Below are 16,042 nucleotides of genomic sequence, written 5' to 3'. Positions count from 1 at the left end.
ACTAGTTCAGTGGGATATATGGGTCTATAATCCGGATGCGGGGAACCATTCCTGGACGGTGGTGATTTACCCCGCTTCGATTGACCTTCCCTCGCCTAGATTCCGTGAATGGAGCAGAATGGTGGATTCGTCGGACAAGGCCGTCTCCACGGCGGGACTGGCCGCAGGGGAAGCCAGCCTCCAGTCCGGGGCCGGCATGGCCGCCGTCCGCACGGAGATCCGGAACTTCACCCACCGACTGGACAGGGGTTTCAGCTCCGACCGGCTTCCCAACTGGGGACAGGCTGGGATCCTGCGGGATCCCGAACTGGCCGGATCGCCTGCCTGTCCCGGTTGTCCCGACCCACTCTTCTGCCACGATCTCGACACTACACCCCGGCCTGACGACGGGCTCGTGGCCGTCACCGGCGCCTCCGGGTACATCGGGGGCCGGCTGGTCCCCGAACTGCTCGCCCGTGGCTATTGCGTGCGTGCCATGGTCCGGGCCGACGCCATGCGGTTCGCGGAACGGTGGCCCCGGGCCGAGATCGTGGCGGCCGATGCGATGTGCCCGGGAACACTCGGGCCGGCACTGCAAGGGGTGCATACCCTCTACTACCTGATCCACTCGATGGTGATGGGGCAGGCGCGTTTCGCTGCAGCCGATCTGGAGGCGGCCGTGAACATCCGCCAGGCGGCCGAAAAAGCCGGCGTCCAGCGCATCATCTACCTCGGCGGTGTCGGTTGTGCCGAGACCGCCCCCTCGGAACATCTGCGTAGCCGGCAGGCGGTGGCCTGCGCCCTTCAGCAGGGTCGTGTACCGGTGACGATCCTGCGGGCCTCCATCATCATCGGCTCGGGCAGCGCCTCCTTCGAGATCCTCAAGCACCTGGTACAGAACCTGCCGATCATCCTGTTTCCCCGGTGGTCGAATCGGCTGTGCCAGCCGATCGGTATCCGGGACGTGGTCAAATACCTGGTCGGCGTGCTCGAAAAACCGGAAACGGCCGGTCGGTCGTTCGACATCGGCGGGCGGGATATCCTCACGTACGAGCAAATGGTGCGGAACCTGGCCGATCTCCTGCGGGTGCGGCGCTCGTTCATTCGCAGCCCCCTGTCCGCGTTGCGGTTGCATTCGTACTTCCTCAGCCTGATCACCCCGGTGCCCGGGCCGATCGTGTTCTGCCTGATGGACGGATTGAAGAGCGACACCGTTTGCGAGAACGACCACATACGGCAGCATCTCGAATTCTGCCCGCTCGGGTACCGCGAGGCGCTGCTGCTCGCATTCAGCCGCGAGGAGCAGGACAACGTCGCCACCCGCTGGTCCGATGCCTACCCGCCGGCGCACGAGCTCGCGCTCAAGCTGTACGAGGTAACGCCGCGGCCGCGCTACAGGGCAGTGTATTCATTGCCCACGCAGCAATCGCCCGCCGACCTGTTCCAATCCTTCTGCCAGGTCGGCGGCCAGGAGGGTTGGTTCCACAACAACTGGATGTGGAGATTGAGGGGAATGATTGATCGCGTGTTCTTCGGGGTCGGCACGGCCCGTGGCCGGCGGGCGCGGCGCAGCCTGCAGATCAACGACGTCATCGATTTCTGGCGGGTGGAGGACCTGCGGCCGGGGCGCCGCCTCCTGTTGCGGTCGGAGATGAAATTGCCCGGCCGGGCCTGGCTCGAGTTCCTCGTGCGGCGTGTAGGGAAAGAGCGCCGCGTGGTCATCGTTGCTTACTTCGACACCCGGTCGCTCTTCGGCCGGTTATACTGGCTAGTGCTCTTGCCTTTCCACGGGGTTATCTTCGAGAACCTGCTCCGCCAGATCGAGAATCGTTGCGGGCCCCTGCCCCGGAAGGCGAGCTCGGCAACATGAAACGACGCAGCAAGCTGGCCTGGCGGATGAGCGCGGTGGTGGTCATTGCGGTTCTCGTCATCCTACTCGGTACTGGCTTTCTCGGCAGCTACATCGGCCGTCGGGCGGCCAACGAAGTGGCTTACGACGTCCTGCAGTTCAACTCCACCTCGATTCGCAGCGGCATCCAAGAGATGATGATGAGCCGCAACAACAGCGGGGTCCGCGAATACATCGAGGATATCGCCGGCTGGAGTCCTACCTATTGCGAGATCTGCCTCGTGTCTCACCCGGATGGACTGGTGGCCGTCTCCCGTCTGATGGAACCCGGCACCATAATGGCACGCGAGGATCGGACCTGCGCCCAGTGTCACGCCGACGATTCTCTGCCAACCGCCAGCCTGGACCAGCACCAGCAGATCTTGCCTGGAGTGGACGGCGGCCGGGTATTGCAGGTGGTCACGCCGATCCTGAACGAGCCCGGGTGTCGAACCGCGGGCTGCCATGCCCACCTGAACTCAGGTCCGCTGCTCGGTTTTCTGCACACCGAGTACTCCCTTGCCGACATCGACCGCCAGATCGCGGAGCTGAACGGACTCCTGGCCCTGGCCGCCGTACTGGGCATGGTGTTGGGAATCGGCGGCCTGCTGATCGCCTTCCGCCGACTGCTGGTCGCGCCGTTGCGGAGCCTGGTCGACGGCATCGGCGCTCTCGGGGCCGGCCACCTCGATTACCGGTTCGACTCGCGACGAGACGACGAGATCGGCTTGGTGCAGGAATCCTTCAACTCGATGGCCACCAAGCTGCAGGCCCATCAGACCGAGCTGCGTCGCACCCTCAAATACCTCGAGGGCATCGTCGAGAACTCCGCCGATCTGATCATCACCGTTAACCCAGCCGGGCAAATCGAGACCTTCAACCGAGGGGCCGAGCAGGCGCTCGGATTCAGGCGTGACGAGGTCATCGGCTTGCCGATGGAGACCCTCTTCGCCGATCCACAGGAACGGGCCAAGGCCATCAGCCGGTTGGCCGGGCAGGGCTACGTGGCCAACATCGAGACCCGGTTCAAGACAAGCGACGGCGCTGAGCGCCACGTGCTGTTGACCCTCTCGCGATTGCGGGACCAGGAGGGGCGGGCCATCGGCACCCTCGGCATCAGCAAGGACGTCACCACCGAGAGGGAACTGCAACAGCAGCTGTTCGAGTCGGAACAGGCCGTCGCTATAGGGCGCGCCGTCACCGCCATCCAGCATGCGATCAAGAACATGCTCAACACGTTGCGGGGAGGGCTGTACATCGTCCAGGTCGGGCTGAAGAGGGACCGGCGGGATCGTATCCGCGAGGGGTGCGAGATGATCGAAGACGGCTTCCAGAGGATCAGCGACCTCTCCCGGAAGATGTTGAAGTACGCACGGAACTGGCAGATCGAAACGGAGCCGACCGACCTGAACGCCATGGTCAACGAAACCGCCGGGGCCATTCGCCAGGTGGCTGCCGAGAATGGTGTGGCGCTGCGGGTCGAATTGGACCCTGACCTGCCGACGATCCACTGCGATCCCGGCCTCATCCACATGACTTTCATGGACCTGTTGACGAACGCACTGGACGCCTGTGACATGAAGGAGTACAAAGAGGGGGAAACACCGGAAATAGTCTGCCGCACAGCCTGCGGCCAGGGTTGTCAAGTCCTGGTCGAGATCCAGGACAACGGTGTGGGGATGACCGAGGAGGTCCGTAAGAACGTGCTCACTCCATTCTTCAGCACCAAGAAGAAGTGGGGCACCGGCCTCGGCCTTGCCCTCACCAGCCGGATCATCCGGTTACACGCCGGTGAAATCATCATTTTGTCCAAACCGGACAGGGGCGCCCTCTTCAGGGTTATCCTGCCGTTATCCCATCCCAATTCGAGGAGTGGAACATGAGCGACAAGAAGGTTCTGATCATCGACGATGATGTGAACGCCGTGAAGTTCCTCTCGGTGGTGCTAGAGGAGGGGGGGATCGAGACCCTGACCGCCAATGACGGCAGTGAGGGCTGGCAAATAATCCAGGAGAACGCAGTCGACCTGATCGTCCTGGATGTGATGATGCCAAAAAAGACCGGCTTCACCCTCTTCAAACAGCTGAAAAGGGACGAGAAACTGAAGGACATTCCGGTGCTTATGCTGACCGGTGTCGCCGCCTCCCTTGAAGAGTTAGACTCCGCCGCCGCCAACACCGAGGAGCGGCCATTTGACTGCCTGCGCGAATCGTTGCGCCATATGATCGCGGCCATGCGCGAGGAGGGGCTGGTCAAGCCGGAGATGTTCGTCGACAAGCCGATCGATCCGGAAGCCTTCATGGGTCGGGTGCGCCAACTGATCGGGGACTAGCAGGCTATTGATGAATCTGGATCTGGTCTCGTTCGCGCCTATGCTTCGAACTGTGACTTCCAGTCGGTTTCTCGCCAGTACCAGCCCCTTTGTAGGGTGATCATTGATTATCGGAGTGCTCCCACCATGCACGTCGGCGTCATCCTCCCGGCCCTGAACGCGGCCTCGTTTGTGGGGCCGCTGCTGGACGAGATCCGCGAGCGTCAGCCCGATATCCGTGCGCTGGTCGTGGACGACGGCAGCACCGACGGCACCGGCGACGTCGCCCGCGCCCACGGTGCCGAAATCGCCACCCACGCGCAGAACCGCGGCAAGGGTGCGGCCCTGCTGACCGGTTTCCAGCACGCCCTGGCCGCGGGCTGGGACTGGACCTTCACCATGGACGCCGACGGCCAGCACCTGCCGGCTGAGATGCAGTCCTTCCTGGACGCCGCGTTATCTGCTAGCTTTGATATCGTCGTCGGGACGCGCATGGACGCGACCGCGGACATGCCCTGGATCCGCAAGGCAACCAATGTTTTCACCAGCCGGGTCGTGAGCCGCCTGGCGGGCTGTCCCATCCCGGACTCGCAGAACGGCTACCGCCTGCTGCGCGTAGCTGTCCTGGACGGCCTGGAGACGACCACCGCCAACTACGACTTCGAGTCGGAGGTGCTGGTCCGACTGGCGCGGCGCGGCGCCCGCATCGGCTCTGTGCCGACGGCGGCGGTGTACGGCGAACAGGGCAGCTCCATCAGGCCCCTGCGCGACACGGTGCGCTTCTTCAGGCTCGTTTACCGCCTGCGCCGCGAGGCCAGACGAGGAGATCGACGATGATCCGGCACATCCTGCTGAGCAACGACGACGGCATCGACGCCCACGGCCTGAACCTGCTGGCCCGGGTGCTGTCCGAACGCGACGACATCCGGGTGACCACCGTGGCGCCGGCCGACCAGCAGAGCGCCTCGAGTCACAGCCTCACCCTGCGCGTCCCGTTGCGTGTGATCGACTACGGCGACGGCCGTTTCGCCGTCACCGGCACGCCGACCGACAGCGTGCTGGTGGGCGTGGAGCACATCCTCAAGGACGACCCCCCCGACGCGGTGATCAGCGGCGTCAACCACGGCTCGAACATGGGGGAGGACGTCACCTATTCCGGCACCGTGGCGGCGGCGCTGGAGGGAGCCATCCTGGGCCTGCCCAGCTACGCCGTCTCCTGCACCAGCTGGCGGCCCGAACACTGGGATACCGTGGAGGCTTATCTGCGCGGCCACCTCGACGCGCTGCTCGACCAGGAGCTGCCCCGCAACACCCTGCTCAACGTCAACATACCCGACCTGCCGGCGGACGAGATCCGCGGCGTGCGCGTCGCCCCCCTGGGCAGCCGGCAATACAGCGACGTCATCACCGAGCAGCTCGATCCCCGCGGCAAGCCGTACCTGTGGATCGGCGGCAACGGCCCCACCTGGGATGAAGTGCCCGACACGGACGCCACCCTCAGCCAGGCGGGCTACGTGGTCGTCACGCCCCTGCGCGTGGACCTGACCCACGAGATCATGCTCGCCCGGCTGTCCGGGCTCAACCACGAGGGACCGTTGAAACCATGAGGAGCCGCGCCGCAGCGACCGACTACGCCGTGGCCCGCCGACGCATGGTCTCCGACCAGCTCGCAGGCGCAGGCGTCGCCGACCCGCAGGTGCTGGCGGCCATGTACAAGGTGCCGCGCCACCTGTTCGTGCCCACCCTGCTGCGCCACCGCGCCTATCACGGCTGCGCCCTGCCCATCGGCTACGGTCAGACCATCAGCCAGCCCTTCATCGTGGGCCTGATGACCGCCCTGCTGGAACTGCGCGGCGACGCGCACGTGCTGGAGGTCGGCACGGGATCGGGCTACCAGGCGGCCGTGCTCTCGCACCTGTGCCGCTCGGTGGTGAGCGTGGAGCGCATCGAACCCCTGGCGCTGCGTTCGGCGCGCAGGCTCGACGAGCTGGGCTACGACAACGTGGAGATCTACGCCGCCGACGGCGGCGACGGGGTGCCCGAACGCGGTCCCTACGACGCGGTCGTCGTCACGGCCTGTCCGGCCCGCCTGCCGTCCCTGCTTTTCCACCAGCTGCGCGAAGGCGGCACGCTGGTCCTGCCCATCGGCGCGGGCGAGGAGCAGACCCTATACCGCTACCGCAAGCACGGGGGAGAGGCGCGGGTCGAACGTTCGGTTCCCTGCCGGTTCGTGCCGATGCTGTCGGGTTTGACGGGGAGCGCAGCCGATGCGTGAACAGATACTCGAATGGGCCGAGCACCTGCCGCCGCCGTTGGCGATCTTCGCGATCGCCACGCTGCCGATCTTCGAGCTGCGCGGCGCCATCCCCTACGCCTATACGCCCCTGGCCGCCAGCTTCGGCAGCGCGCATCCGGTGCTCACGTTCCTGATCGCGGCGGCGGGCAACTTCGTGCCGGTGCTGCCGATCCTGACCCTGCTGGGCCCGGCCGAGCGCCGTCTGCGCCGCTTCGCCCGCGCCGACCGCTTCTTCACCTGGCTCTTCGCGCGCACCGAACGCCGCAGCGGACTCATACGCCGCTACCAGGCCATCGGCCTGATCCTGTTCGTAGCCATCCCTCTGCCCATGACCGGCGCCTGGACCGGCTCGGTGGCCGCCTACCTCTTCAGGCTGCCCTTGCGTTTTTCGATCCCGTGTATCATCCTTGGCATCTGCGTCGCCGGAATCCTGGTGACGCTCGTTTCGATGGGGGTCTTGCACCTCTGGTCCAACGTGTAGATATTGGGCTTCGCTGGAGAGCCCTCCACGGTCTGGTAATCGGTCGGGGCGTAGCGCAGCCCGGTTAGCGCACCTGCTTCGGGAGCAGGGGGTCGGAGGTTCAAATCCTCTCGCCCCGACCACAGAACTTATAGATGGGGAACGGGTTGCCGATGAAGCGGCCCGTTTCTCTTTGCCACCATGGCCGTCAGACCGGAAAAGGTAGACGGCGCAAGGGACGGCCGCGTTCACCGAAGCGTCCCGAAGGGAGCGTGCCACTTGGTGGACGGTTTCACGTGCAAACCTGCCGACAGCCAGTCAGTCGCACTTCCGGCGGGCATCCCTTGGCAAACCCGGCAATCGCACAGGAGAGGCCTTGACAGGTCCCGAGGTAGTCGCTATCTCTCGTGCCTGGCTCGCAAGAAGCCATCTCCGAGCTCGCATCAGCCGCGAACGGGAATAGTGACGCCATGATCACCATGATCGACAACCGTCCTGGATCACCGTCGGGCAAACGCATTCGCGGTCTGCCAGGATTCGCGAATGACCGCGTCGTATTTCTCGCCGCCTCGCTGATCACGCTCGTGCTGGCCATGGCCGGTGCGCCGGTTCTCGCCGCCTCCGAGGACGGCTGGTACGTGGTGCGCCCGGGCGACTACCTGGGCCGCATCGCCGAGCTGACGGGCACCACCGTTTCCGCACTCAAGCGGGACAACGGCCTCAGGAGCGATCTCATCCACCCGGCGCAGAGGCTGCGCGTGACCCGCCCGTTCGGACTCACGCGCGCCGCCGGCACCCGCTGGCGCCGCCCCTTCGCCGGGACCGCGGGCGCCGAGCTGCGTTCCTTCGGCGACCAGCGCCAGGGCCGGATCACCACCCGCCACACCGGGGTGGACATGGCCTATGCTCGGGGCGCACACGTGGTCGCTCCCGCCCACGGCGTCGTCCGCTACGTGGGCGAGCAGGACGGCTACGGCCGGCTGATGATCATCGAGCACGGGGGAGGATTCGCCACGGTACTCGGACCCTTCTCCTCCGATGACGTCTACGTCGAGACCGGCCGGATCGTGCTGCGCGGCGACGGCCTGGGCCTGACCGGCGCGCCGGCGGAGGGGAACCAGCCCTATCTGCACATCGAGCTGCGCCGGGACAACGAGGCCGTCGATCCGGCTCGTTTGCTGCGCTGACCGTGCGAGGAGCCACCATGGACCTGAAGACCGTGATCCGCGACGTGCCCGACTTCCCGCAGCCGGGCATCCTGTTCCGGGACATCACACCCGTGCTGGAGAGACCCGACGCCTTTCGCGCCGCCCTGGACGGCCTCGCGGACCTGATCTCTGCCACGGCCTTCGACAAGATCGCCGCGCTGGAATCGCGCGGCTTCATCTTCGCCGCACCCCTGGCCCGCCAGCTGGGCAAGCCGCTGATCATCCTGCGCAAGCCGGGCAAGCTGCCGGGCCGGACGGTCTCTGTCGCGTACGATCTGGAATACGGCTCGGCCGCCCTCGAGGCTCACGACGATTCCCTGTCCGCCGGCGACAAGGTGTTGATCGTGGACGACTTGCTCGCCACCGGCGGGACGGCCGCCGCCGCGCAGCTACTCGTGACGCGACTCGGCGCCACGGTCGCCGCGCAGCTCTTCCTGGTCGAACTGGAGGATCTGGAGGGCAGATCGCGCCTGGCGGGCACACCAGTATTTTCACTTGTCAAATATTCCGGAGACGGCTAGCTTCCGATTCCCGGCCTTCACCGGTGCCGCGGGCTGCGGAGTCCGCACCGCGTGGCTATGATGTCACGCGAGGCAGAGAGTTCAGGGCCCCAGTAGCTCAGCTGGATAGAGCACTGGTTTCCTAAACCAGGGGTCGCAGGTTCGAGCCCTGTCTGGGGTACCATCCAGAGACTCGCCTGGATACGGCCGCGTTCTCAGGAACGCGGCTTTGTCTTCGGGGGGAACACGGCTCAGGCCTCGGTGGTAGGCTCGAGCTCGATGAAGCCGTGGTGCTCCATGACCGCGAGGAAGCGCCAGACCCTTTCCGGCGCCTGCTGCGAATCGTCTGGATGGCGTGCGACGAAGAGCCCGACCAACTCCGCGACGCTGGTCCGGCCGTCGATGGCGCGCCAGATGTCGCTGCCCCGCGCGTCCAGCTCCACCTTCACGTGGGCGCGCTCCCGAGGCAACCGCGGCTGCAGGATCCTACCCAGCAGACGATCCCTGAAGCGCGGCTCCAGCAACCGGACAAGCCCATCCGTGCCGGAGGCCTCGTGGGCGACCAGTTGCACGGGTACCAGTTCCAGGACATTCCGCCCCTTCCAGCGGTCCGGCTTCGGCGTTTTCTTGAACCCGAACAAAGGCGGCCACCTTCCTGTCCATCCGCGTACATGCTCGATGGGCGCACCGTAGCAGCTTCGCAGCGACCGGACAAGTCCGGTCGGACGTAGTGGATTTATGCGGGCGGGTGGCATATGATGGCGGCAACAAACCGGAATGCGGGGGAGAGGATCATGCCCGAGACCACGAACAACGACCGTTGGCTGGGTGCCGTGTGCTACCTCAGCTTCTTCGTCTTCGTCCCCATCCTGGCCGTCAAGGAGAAGGGTGCGTTCCTGGCCGGCCACTGCCGCCAGGGCTTCGCGCTCTTCTTCGCCGAGGTCGTGCTGTATGTCGTGCTGAACATCATCGACGCCACACTGGGGCGATTGCCCCTGATCGGACTGCTGTTGACCATCGTCCTGCATCTGGTCGCCATGATCGTCTGCCTGACGCTGTCGGTGATCGGTTTCGTCAAGGCGCTGTCGGGTGAGGTGTGCCGTCTGCCGATCATCGATGAATTCGCGGATCGCGTTCCCATTACCTGAGAGAAGGAGCAAGCTGTTGTGCCGGAATCGATAGGGTCACAGACTTAAAGTATTGCGCATAATGTATATTATGTTAAGTCATTGCCGGTCGAGATTCTACATTTTTCTTAATTCATTTTTACATTATCCTTTACGGGGTAATTGCGTCAGCGTTTCATTTCGTACAGATATCCAGAATCGCCCTCTCCAACACCTTCTCCGGTCCCAACGGGCTGCTCTTGAGAGCGGATTCGCACTGCATGCAGGCCCGCAGGGCCTTTCTCACCCCGGCGTCACCCCACCGATCTGCAGTCTCACGGGCCTGCTTCACTGCATACGGCGACGCGCCGATGACACCGGGCATCTGACCTGGGTCCACTCCTTCCCGCCGCAGGGACGCCACCTGTGCCACCTGCTTGACCCGCCAGATCAACAACGGCGCCAGCTCGTAGGGTGACCGTCCATCGGCGAGATAGCGATGGTACACGCGCAATCCGGCCGCGCCTTGACCGGGACCCAGCAGCCTGACCAGTTCGAAAGGATCGACGGCGCGCTGCTCCAGGATGACCTCGAGCAATTTCCCGTCATCGAGCTGCGTTTTCGAATCGGCGGTGATCAGCGCGAGCTTCTCGATCTCGCCGCTGAGAACGTTCAGGTCGTCGCCGATGAGTTCCGTGAGGAGTTCGGCCAGTTCCTGTCCCATGTTCAGGCCCTGGCTGCTGGCAGTGCGCATGACCCAGCCAACGAGATCACGACCGCGCGGTGGTGAGAAATCGAAGAAACATCCTGCCGATTTGCAGGCTTTTACCCATTTGTGCCGGCCATCTACTTTATCGGACATGAGTATCAATACCGTCTCGGCAGCCGGCTTCTTGACGTATTTGATCAGACCCGCCTCGGCGCCGGCGTCGGTCACCAGCTTCTCGGCGCGCTTCACGCAGATCACCTGGTGGCTGCACATCATTGGATAGCTGAGGGCCTGCTGGACGACGTTGCCCACCTCGGCGTCGTCCCCGTCATACGCATGGAAGTTGAACGCCGCATCTGTCTCCCCCAGCAGCTTCTTCTTCAGGTAGGTGACCACCCCGGCCATGCGATGCGCATCCTCGCCCGCCAGCAGGTAAACTGGGCGATACGCCTCTCGTGCCAGCTCGTCGCGCAGCTGCTGGAAATCGGGGCCGGATCTGCTACCGCGGCCGTACGCCATCACCAGTCCTCCACGACTGCAGCCAGAACCTCGCGCACGATCTCGGCCGCCGCCAACGCCCGCGCGTCGGCCTCGGCGCTGCCGCCGGCCTCGTCGACGGCGAAGTTCCCCGTGCCGGTGATGCGCTTCTTCTCGAACAAGGCTTGTCCCGTCTCGATCACGCGCATGGTCAGTTCCACCATGATCTGAACCTGGTACTCGTCCACCTGGAGATTGCTGGAGGTGAAGGCTTCACGCAGGTTGTAGCGTACCACCTTGCCCGTCAGTTCCGTGGCTGCGTCGGGGAATTCCACCACGCGCAGCGTGTTGTCGTCCTGCAGCGCCGAGATGATGTTCTCTGTCAACTCCACCTCGATGTTGGGCTCGGCGGTAAGGTTCTCCAGATAGGGCACCGTCACCCTGCGGATCGACTCGTCGATGCGTCCGGAAGATGACGAATACACGCCGCAGCCGCTCAACAACGGCAACAGGAGACAGAGGATGTGACTCAGCTTATTACGCCCGCTCACGAGGTTCGTCCTTGTTGAGACCGTACTGTTTCATCCGGTAGCGCAGCTTGTCGCGATTCAGGCCCAGCAGCCTGGCGGCGTGCGACTGGTTGCCGCCGGCCGCTTCCAGCGCATGCCTGACGAAATGTTCCTCGATGCGCGCCAACATGTCCGGCAGCGGAATGCCGTCATCGGAGAGATCCCCGCCGAGCGCCGACGCCAGGTCCCCCCACAGCGGCAGCGACCGCGCCTCCCCCGCGCCGGGCAGATTCAACTGCGCGGCGGACAAGGTGTTCCCGTCGGAAAGCAGCACCGCCCGCTCGAGCACGTTGCGCAATTCCCGGATGTTGCCGGGCCAGGCATAGGCGGCCATCGCCGCCGTGGCGCCGGCGCTGAAGCCTTCGAAATTCCTCTGGAATTGCAGGTTGTATACCCGGAGGAAGTGATCGGCCAGGGCCGGGATATCCTCCGGCCGTTCCCGCAACGGCGGGATGAGCAGGGGTATCACCTTGAGCCGGTAGTAGAGATCCTCGCGGAAGGCGCCTTCGGCCACCATGCGGGACAGGTCGCGGTTGGTGGCCGAGATCAGGCGCACGTCCACGCTGATGTCCTGCACACCGCCGACCCTGCGGAAGGTCTGCTTCTCCAGGACCCGCAGGAGCTTGACCTGCAGGGTCAGACTCATCTCCCCGATCTCGTCCAGGAACAGCGTGCCCCTGTGCGCCAGCTCCAGCAGGCCCGGCTTCTGATGCAAGGCGTCGGTGAAGGCGCCCTGCTCGTGCCCGAAGAGCTCGCTCTCGAGGAGCTTTTCCGGCAAGGCGGCGCAGTTGATCTCCAGGAACGACTCGGCGCTGCGCGGCGAGGACGCATGTATCAAACCCGCCAGCACGTCCTTGCCGACGCCGGATTCCCCTTCGATGAGGATGGTGGTCTTGTCGCCGACGATGACCTTGCGGACGGTCTCGTAGATGTCCTGCATCGCCGGGGCCGTGCTCATGACGATGCCCGGCGAATGCAAGTAGGAGTCGCCCTGGCGGCGCAAGGTATAGAGCTCACGGGCGTGTCGCGACGTCTCCAGCCCCCGCTTGATGACGTGCAGCAGCTGCTCGAGGTTGAAGGGCTTGGGGATGAAGTCGAAGGCGCCGGCCTTGATGGCCTTGACCGCGGTCTCGATCTCCCCGAAAGCGGTCATCATGACCACGCACATGCTGGGGAACTGGCGATGGATCTCGCGCATCAGATCCAGGCCGCTGGTGTCCGGAAGCCTGAGATCGAGCAGCACCAGGTCGGGTATGGTCTCGGTCAACCGCGTCACGGCCTCGTCGCCCGTGCCGGCCGTCTCCACCGCGTAACCTTCGGCGCCGAGGGCCTCGCGCAGGAACTGGCGGATCTGGGCTTGATCGTCGATGACGAGCAGCTGGGGCGTCATGGCATCTCCGAACCAGCAGATGTGATACGACCGGAACGACTCCGGATCTCGGACGCGATTATCAGGCCGGCGCCTCCTCGGCGCAAGACGCAGTTGGCGGGCGTGAACCCACCACCCATCGCGGGAGGATCGTTGGACGGGTCAGAGGGCGCCTTCGCCCTGCAGGACGGTGCGGATGGTCATCAGCAGGATGCGCAGGTCCGTGCGCCAGCCGATGTTGCTGATGTACTGCTTGTCCAGGGCGACCTTGCGGCGGACGGAATCGACGTCCGTATCGTAGCCGTTGATCACCTGGGCGAGGCCGGTGATGCCGGGCAGGATCATCAGACGGTCGTGGTAGAGGGGGATGTCGTGCTCCAGCTGCCTGATGAAGCACAGCCGCTCCGGGCGGGGCCCGATGACGCTCATCTCGGCGCGCAGGACATTCATGAACTGCGGGAATTCGTCGAGACGCGTCTTGCGGAGGATGCGCCCGACGCGCGTGATACGCGAATCGTTCTCGGTGGCCCACTGGGGGCCCGTCGCCTCGGCGTCCAGGCGCATGGTGCGCAGCTTGTAGATCCGGAAGGGTTTGCCGGGATAGAGCACGCGCCGCCGCTCCGGGCAGGTGGAGCAGGGCGACTTGCGGCGCAGCCGCCGGTCGATGCCGATGCGCGATTGCAGGAAGAAGACGGGTCCGCGGGAATCGATCTTGATCGCGACGGCGATCAGCGGCAACAAGACCGCGAACAGGATCAAGGCGAAAACCGAAATGACGATGTCGACGGATCTCTTGGGTCCGATGATATAGTTCTGCGACGCCTCGGGAACGTCGAATTCCTCGAGATGGCGCCGCGCCTCCAGCAAACCCATCCCGGATAGCGGCTCATCGTCGGGATACAGACCCAGACGGCCGTCACTGCCAGATCGATATGTGCCCGTCAAACCCTTCACTGCCTCTCCCCCCAGGGCCCCACCGCAAGAACAGCAGTAAATGCGATCCGCAGACGCAAAGGTTGCAAAACCTTCAATATTTCCCGAGCGTGTATGTCTTCAGACTACACCAATAAGCCCGAAAATACAAGCTCGATCTGCGGCGCTCCTCCTGCCTTGATTTTTTCCTATCCATCAGGCATATGTAGATACCTGACGGCAACTTCGGGAGAATCGATGAACCGCGCTCTCAACGTTATCAAGCCTCTTCTGCTCTGGCTGACGGCCGGATGCCTCGTCTATGCCATCTTCGGATTCGTGCTCGGCTGGCACGATTTCCGCCAGGGTCTGGCCCGCTTCCCGCCCACCGGGATACCGCTGCTGGTGGGTCTCTCACTGGCCAATTACCTCATGAGATTCGGCCGCTGGAGCCTTTACCTTAGCCGTCTCTCGCTCGAAGTGCCCAGACGCGAATCCTGGGCCCTGTTCTTCGCGACCTTCGCCATGGTCGTCACTCCCGGCAAGCTGGGTGAGATCTACAAGGCCGTGCACCTGCGCGACAAGCGTGGCGTTCCCTTGTCGGCCGGTCTGTCGGTGCTCATCGCCGAGAGGCTGACCGACGTGCTGGCCATCCTGCTGCTCGCGGCCGTGGGGCTCTTCTGGTGGGATGGGCTTTTCGCAGGCACCGCCGCCCGCGCAGGCGCCCTGCTCATCCTGGTGCTGGCCGTGGCTTCCCTGCGCTCCGGGCGGCTGCAGACGGCCATGATCTCCCGCCTCTCCCGGTCGTCCCGACTGCGTGACCGCGCCGAGGAGGTACGCGACACGTTGAATTGGCTGCCCGCAGTGACCAGCGGTTCGACCGCCGCCGCATCCCTGTCGTTGAGCGTGGCGGCCTGGTTCTGCGAGTGTCTCAGCCTCTGGCTCATCTGCGGGCACCTGGGTCACCACATCGGACTCGGGCCCTCCGTGTTCATCTATGCCGCGGCCACCCTCGCCGGCTCGCTGGCCTTCCTCCCGGGCGGTCTGGGCGGCACCGAGGCCACGCTCGTCCTGCTGCTGTCGAGCCTGGACGTACCGCGCGGTGCCGCCCTGTCGGTAGCTCTGCTCGTGCGGCTGGTCACACTCTGGCTGGCAGTTCTGATCGGCTTGGCCGTATTCGCCGGCGCCCGGCGCGTTCTCTTCGACCCCCCGGACCCGCACGCGGAAAGCCCGCGCCTCGACGGCGCGGGCCTGGAGTGAAACGGGCCAAGCTGCAGGTTAGCGATTGCTGACGCGGTCGATGGTGAAGATGATCGCCGCAGCCGTGGAGATGGAGCCGAGAATCAGCGGGTAGACCGTGCGGAAGAAACCCGGGACGCTGCGCTTCACCTCGATCGTGTCACCGGGATGTATCAGCGGGTTGCCGGACATGTCCCCCTTCTCGATGAATCTCGAGATGTCGATCAGGCGCGAGCTGTAACGACCGCCGCCGGTGTCGTGCACCCACCAGATCCTGTCGAGGGCCGCGGCTTCCAGGGGCGAACCCGCGAGCATGAGCACCGTCATCAGCCGCGTGGGCTCGGTGAGGGAGTAGGTGCCGGGAGACGCCACGCCGCCGAAGACCTGCACGCCCGTGTCCGGCGCCGCGGCCAGACCCTCCTCGCCGGGCACGATCACCGTATCGCCGGCTCTCAGGAAGATCTGGGGAGCGCCGCCCGTGCCGGTGATCAGTCCCGTGAGGTCATAGGTCTGCGTGGTCGTGGTGTTGCCGGTGATCGAGATGACGCGCACCGCGGCCAGGTTGGCGCCGGGGTCGGCGCCGCCGGCTTCGCGCAGGACGTCCCACAAGGTCGGCGATGAATCGAAGGTGAAGCTGCCGGGTGCGACCACGGCGCCGAGGACGTAGATGCGCAGGGCGTTGTACTGGGTCACCGTGAGCGAGATGTCGACGATGTCATGGTTGAAAAGGCGCAGTTTCTGCCGGACGAGTTCCTCGGCCCCGGAGACCGTCAGGCCCGCCATCTCCACTTCGCCCACCAGCGGGATGACCGCGGTGCCGTCCGGCCTGATGAGCAGGCTCCGGTCCAGGGATGGCTGCTGCAGCACGTTCAGCTGCACGACATCACCCGCGCCGAGACGGTATTCGGCGAGGCTCTCGCCCGGCTGTGCGGCGGCCGTCATGGCGAACATGGCCAGGGCCAACATGAACGTCGCGATGCAGAGACTGCGTGACATCTTTTCCCCCGTTCGGCGCCCGT

At 64.9% G+C, this 16,042-nt stretch carries 17 protein-coding genes and 2 tRNA genes; 13 read left to right on the top strand and 6 right to left on the bottom strand.

Annotation, left to right across the window (positions count from 1 at the left end; genetic code table 11):
* The first annotated feature begins 196 nt into the window (after positions 1-196).
* From KJ554_13520 to KJ554_13470, 11 genes are all read left to right on the top strand, one after another.
* Complete coding sequence (locus KJ554_13520) at positions 197-1,849, top strand: SDR family oxidoreductase (protein MBU0743348.1); 1,653 nt, start codon at positions 197-199, stop codon at positions 1,847-1,849.
* Positions 1,846-3,750: a PAS domain S-box protein gene (locus KJ554_13515; GenBank protein ID MBU0743347.1), complete on the top strand. Its 1,905-nt coding sequence runs from the start codon at positions 1,846-1,848 to the stop codon at positions 3,748-3,750. Before KJ554_13520 ends, KJ554_13515 begins: the two co-directional genes overlap by 4 nt.
* On the top strand, positions 3,747-4,199 hold the full coding sequence (locus KJ554_13510; GenBank protein MBU0743346.1) for a response regulator: 453 nt from the start codon (positions 3,747-3,749) through the stop codon (positions 4,197-4,199). The genes KJ554_13515 and KJ554_13510 overlap by 4 nt, the downstream gene beginning before the upstream one ends.
* A 126-nt stretch (positions 4,200-4,325) precedes the next feature.
* On the top strand, positions 4,326-5,015 hold the full coding sequence (locus KJ554_13505) for a glycosyltransferase family 2 protein (GenBank protein ID MBU0743345.1): 690 nt from the start codon (positions 4,326-4,328) through the stop codon (positions 5,013-5,015).
* Positions 5,012-5,785, top strand: coding sequence for a 5'/3'-nucleotidase SurE (gene surE / locus KJ554_13500; protein ID MBU0743344.1), 774 nt, complete (start codon positions 5,012-5,014; stop codon positions 5,783-5,785). The genes KJ554_13505 and surE overlap by 4 nt, the downstream gene beginning before the upstream one ends.
* Positions 5,782-6,453, top strand: a complete 672-nt coding sequence (locus tag KJ554_13495) for a protein-L-isoaspartate(D-aspartate) O-methyltransferase (GenBank protein MBU0743343.1) — start codon at positions 5,782-5,784, stop codon at positions 6,451-6,453. Before surE ends, KJ554_13495 begins: the two co-directional genes overlap by 4 nt.
* Entirely contained in the window at positions 6,446-6,955 is a 510-nt protein-coding gene (locus tag KJ554_13490; protein ID MBU0743342.1) for a small multi-drug export protein, read from the top strand. Before KJ554_13495 ends, KJ554_13490 begins: the two co-directional genes overlap by 8 nt.
* A gap of 44 nt (positions 6,956-6,999) precedes the next feature.
* Positions 7,000-7,077 (top strand) — tRNA-Pro (locus KJ554_13485).
* Between the two features lie 327 nt (positions 7,078-7,404).
* Positions 7,405-8,121, top strand: coding sequence for a LysM peptidoglycan-binding domain-containing M23 family metallopeptidase (locus KJ554_13480; GenBank protein ID MBU0743341.1), 717 nt, complete (start codon positions 7,405-7,407; stop codon positions 8,119-8,121).
* Positions 8,122-8,138: 17 nt separating this feature from the next.
* A complete protein-coding gene (locus KJ554_13475) occupies positions 8,139-8,663 on the top strand; it encodes an adenine phosphoribosyltransferase (protein ID MBU0743340.1) in 525 nt (174 codons plus the stop codon).
* An 86-nt stretch (positions 8,664-8,749) separates the two neighbouring features.
* Positions 8,750-8,826 (top strand) — tRNA-Arg (locus tag KJ554_13470).
* Between the two features lie 67 nt (positions 8,827-8,893).
* Here the strand turns inward: KJ554_13470 and KJ554_13465 are convergent.
* On the bottom strand, positions 8,894-9,283 hold the full coding sequence (locus tag KJ554_13465) for a PqqD family protein (protein MBU0743339.1): 390 nt from the start codon (positions 9,281-9,283) through the stop codon (positions 8,894-8,896).
* 153 nt (positions 9,284-9,436) lie between these two features.
* Here KJ554_13465 and KJ554_13460 point away from each other — a divergent pair, with 153 nt between their 5' ends.
* Entirely contained in the window at positions 9,437-9,790 is a 354-nt protein-coding gene (locus tag KJ554_13460; protein MBU0743338.1) for a hypothetical protein, read from the top strand.
* Between the two features lie 154 nt (positions 9,791-9,944).
* Here the strand turns inward: KJ554_13460 and holA are convergent, their stop codons facing one another.
* The 4 genes from holA to KJ554_13440 all read right to left on the bottom strand — a co-directional run bounded on the left by holA (position 9,945) and on the right by KJ554_13440 (position 13,745).
* A complete protein-coding gene (gene holA / locus KJ554_13455; protein ID MBU0743337.1) occupies positions 9,945-10,976 on the bottom strand; it encodes a DNA polymerase III subunit delta in 1,032 nt (343 codons plus the stop codon).
* Positions 10,976-11,485, bottom strand: coding sequence for a hypothetical protein (locus KJ554_13450; protein MBU0743336.1), 510 nt, complete (start codon positions 11,483-11,485; stop codon positions 10,976-10,978). The genes holA and KJ554_13450 overlap by 1 nt, the downstream gene beginning before the upstream one ends.
* On the bottom strand, positions 11,472-12,893 hold the full coding sequence (locus tag KJ554_13445) for a sigma-54 dependent transcriptional regulator (protein ID MBU0743335.1): 1,422 nt from the start codon (positions 12,891-12,893) through the stop codon (positions 11,472-11,474). Before KJ554_13445 ends, KJ554_13450 begins: the two co-directional genes overlap by 14 nt.
* A gap of 141 nt (positions 12,894-13,034) precedes the next feature.
* Positions 13,035-13,745, bottom strand: coding sequence for a sugar transferase (locus KJ554_13440; protein MBU0743334.1), 711 nt, complete (start codon positions 13,743-13,745; stop codon positions 13,035-13,037).
* Between the two features lie 297 nt (positions 13,746-14,042).
* Between KJ554_13440 and KJ554_13435 the strand changes: the two genes are divergently transcribed.
* Positions 14,043-15,044 (top strand): flippase-like domain-containing protein, encoded by a 1,002-nt coding sequence (locus tag KJ554_13435; protein ID MBU0743333.1) that lies wholly within the window; start codon positions 14,043-14,045, stop codon positions 15,042-15,044.
* Positions 15,045-15,062: 18 nt separating this feature from the next.
* Here the strand turns inward: KJ554_13435 and KJ554_13430 are convergent, their stop codons facing one another.
* Positions 15,063-16,019 carry a polysaccharide biosynthesis/export family protein gene (locus KJ554_13430; GenBank protein ID MBU0743332.1) on the bottom strand — a complete coding sequence of 319 codons (957 nt, stop codon included), beginning with the start codon at positions 16,017-16,019 and terminating at the stop codon, positions 15,063-15,065.
* Between the last annotated feature and the right edge of the window lie 23 nt (positions 16,020-16,042).

The organism is bacterium, assembly GCA_018814885.1.
GTDB lineage: Bacteria > Krumholzibacteriota > Krumholzibacteriia > LZORAL124-64-63 > LZORAL124-64-63 > JAHIYU01.
This window is presented reverse-complemented; position numbering and strand designations above follow the sequence as displayed.

Excerpts from the sequence above, each read along its gene's own strand:
- KJ554_13520 (MBU0743348.1), top strand. The coding sequence starts at position 197 with ATGGCCGCCGTCCGCACGGAGATCCGGAACTTCACCCACCGACTGGAC.
- KJ554_13515 (MBU0743347.1), top strand. The coding sequence starts at position 1,846 with ATGAAACGACGCAGCAAGCTGGCCTGGCGGATGAGCGCGGTGGTGGTC.
- KJ554_13510 (MBU0743346.1), top strand. The coding sequence starts at position 3,747 with ATGAGCGACAAGAAGGTTCTGATCATCGACGATGATGTGAACGCCGTG.
- KJ554_13505 (MBU0743345.1), top strand. The coding sequence starts at position 4,326 with ATGCACGTCGGCGTCATCCTCCCGGCCCTGAACGCGGCCTCGTTTGTG.
- surE (MBU0743344.1), top strand. The coding sequence starts at position 5,012 with ATGATCCGGCACATCCTGCTGAGCAACGACGACGGCATCGACGCCCAC.
- KJ554_13495 (MBU0743343.1), top strand. The coding sequence starts at position 5,782 with ATGAGGAGCCGCGCCGCAGCGACCGACTACGCCGTGGCCCGCCGACGC.
- KJ554_13490 (MBU0743342.1), top strand. The coding sequence starts at position 6,446 with ATGCGTGAACAGATACTCGAATGGGCCGAGCACCTGCCGCCGCCGTTG.
- KJ554_13480 (MBU0743341.1), top strand. The coding sequence starts at position 7,405 with ATGATCACCATGATCGACAACCGTCCTGGATCACCGTCGGGCAAACGC.
- KJ554_13475 (MBU0743340.1), top strand. The coding sequence starts at position 8,139 with ATGGACCTGAAGACCGTGATCCGCGACGTGCCCGACTTCCCGCAGCCG.
- KJ554_13460 (MBU0743338.1), top strand. The coding sequence starts at position 9,437 with ATGCCCGAGACCACGAACAACGACCGTTGGCTGGGTGCCGTGTGCTAC.
- holA (MBU0743337.1), bottom strand. The coding sequence starts at position 10,976 with ATGGCGTACGGCCGCGGTAGCAGATCCGGCCCCGATTTCCAGCAGCTG.
- KJ554_13445 (MBU0743335.1), bottom strand. The coding sequence starts at position 12,893 with ATGACGCCCCAGCTGCTCGTCATCGACGATCAAGCCCAGATCCGCCAG.
- KJ554_13440 (MBU0743334.1), bottom strand. The coding sequence starts at position 13,745 with ATGGGTTTGCTGGAGGCGCGGCGCCATCTCGAGGAATTCGACGTTCCC.
- KJ554_13435 (MBU0743333.1), top strand. The coding sequence starts at position 14,043 with ATGAACCGCGCTCTCAACGTTATCAAGCCTCTTCTGCTCTGGCTGACG.
- KJ554_13430 (MBU0743332.1), bottom strand. The coding sequence starts at position 16,019 with ATGTCACGCAGTCTCTGCATCGCGACGTTCATGTTGGCCCTGGCCATG.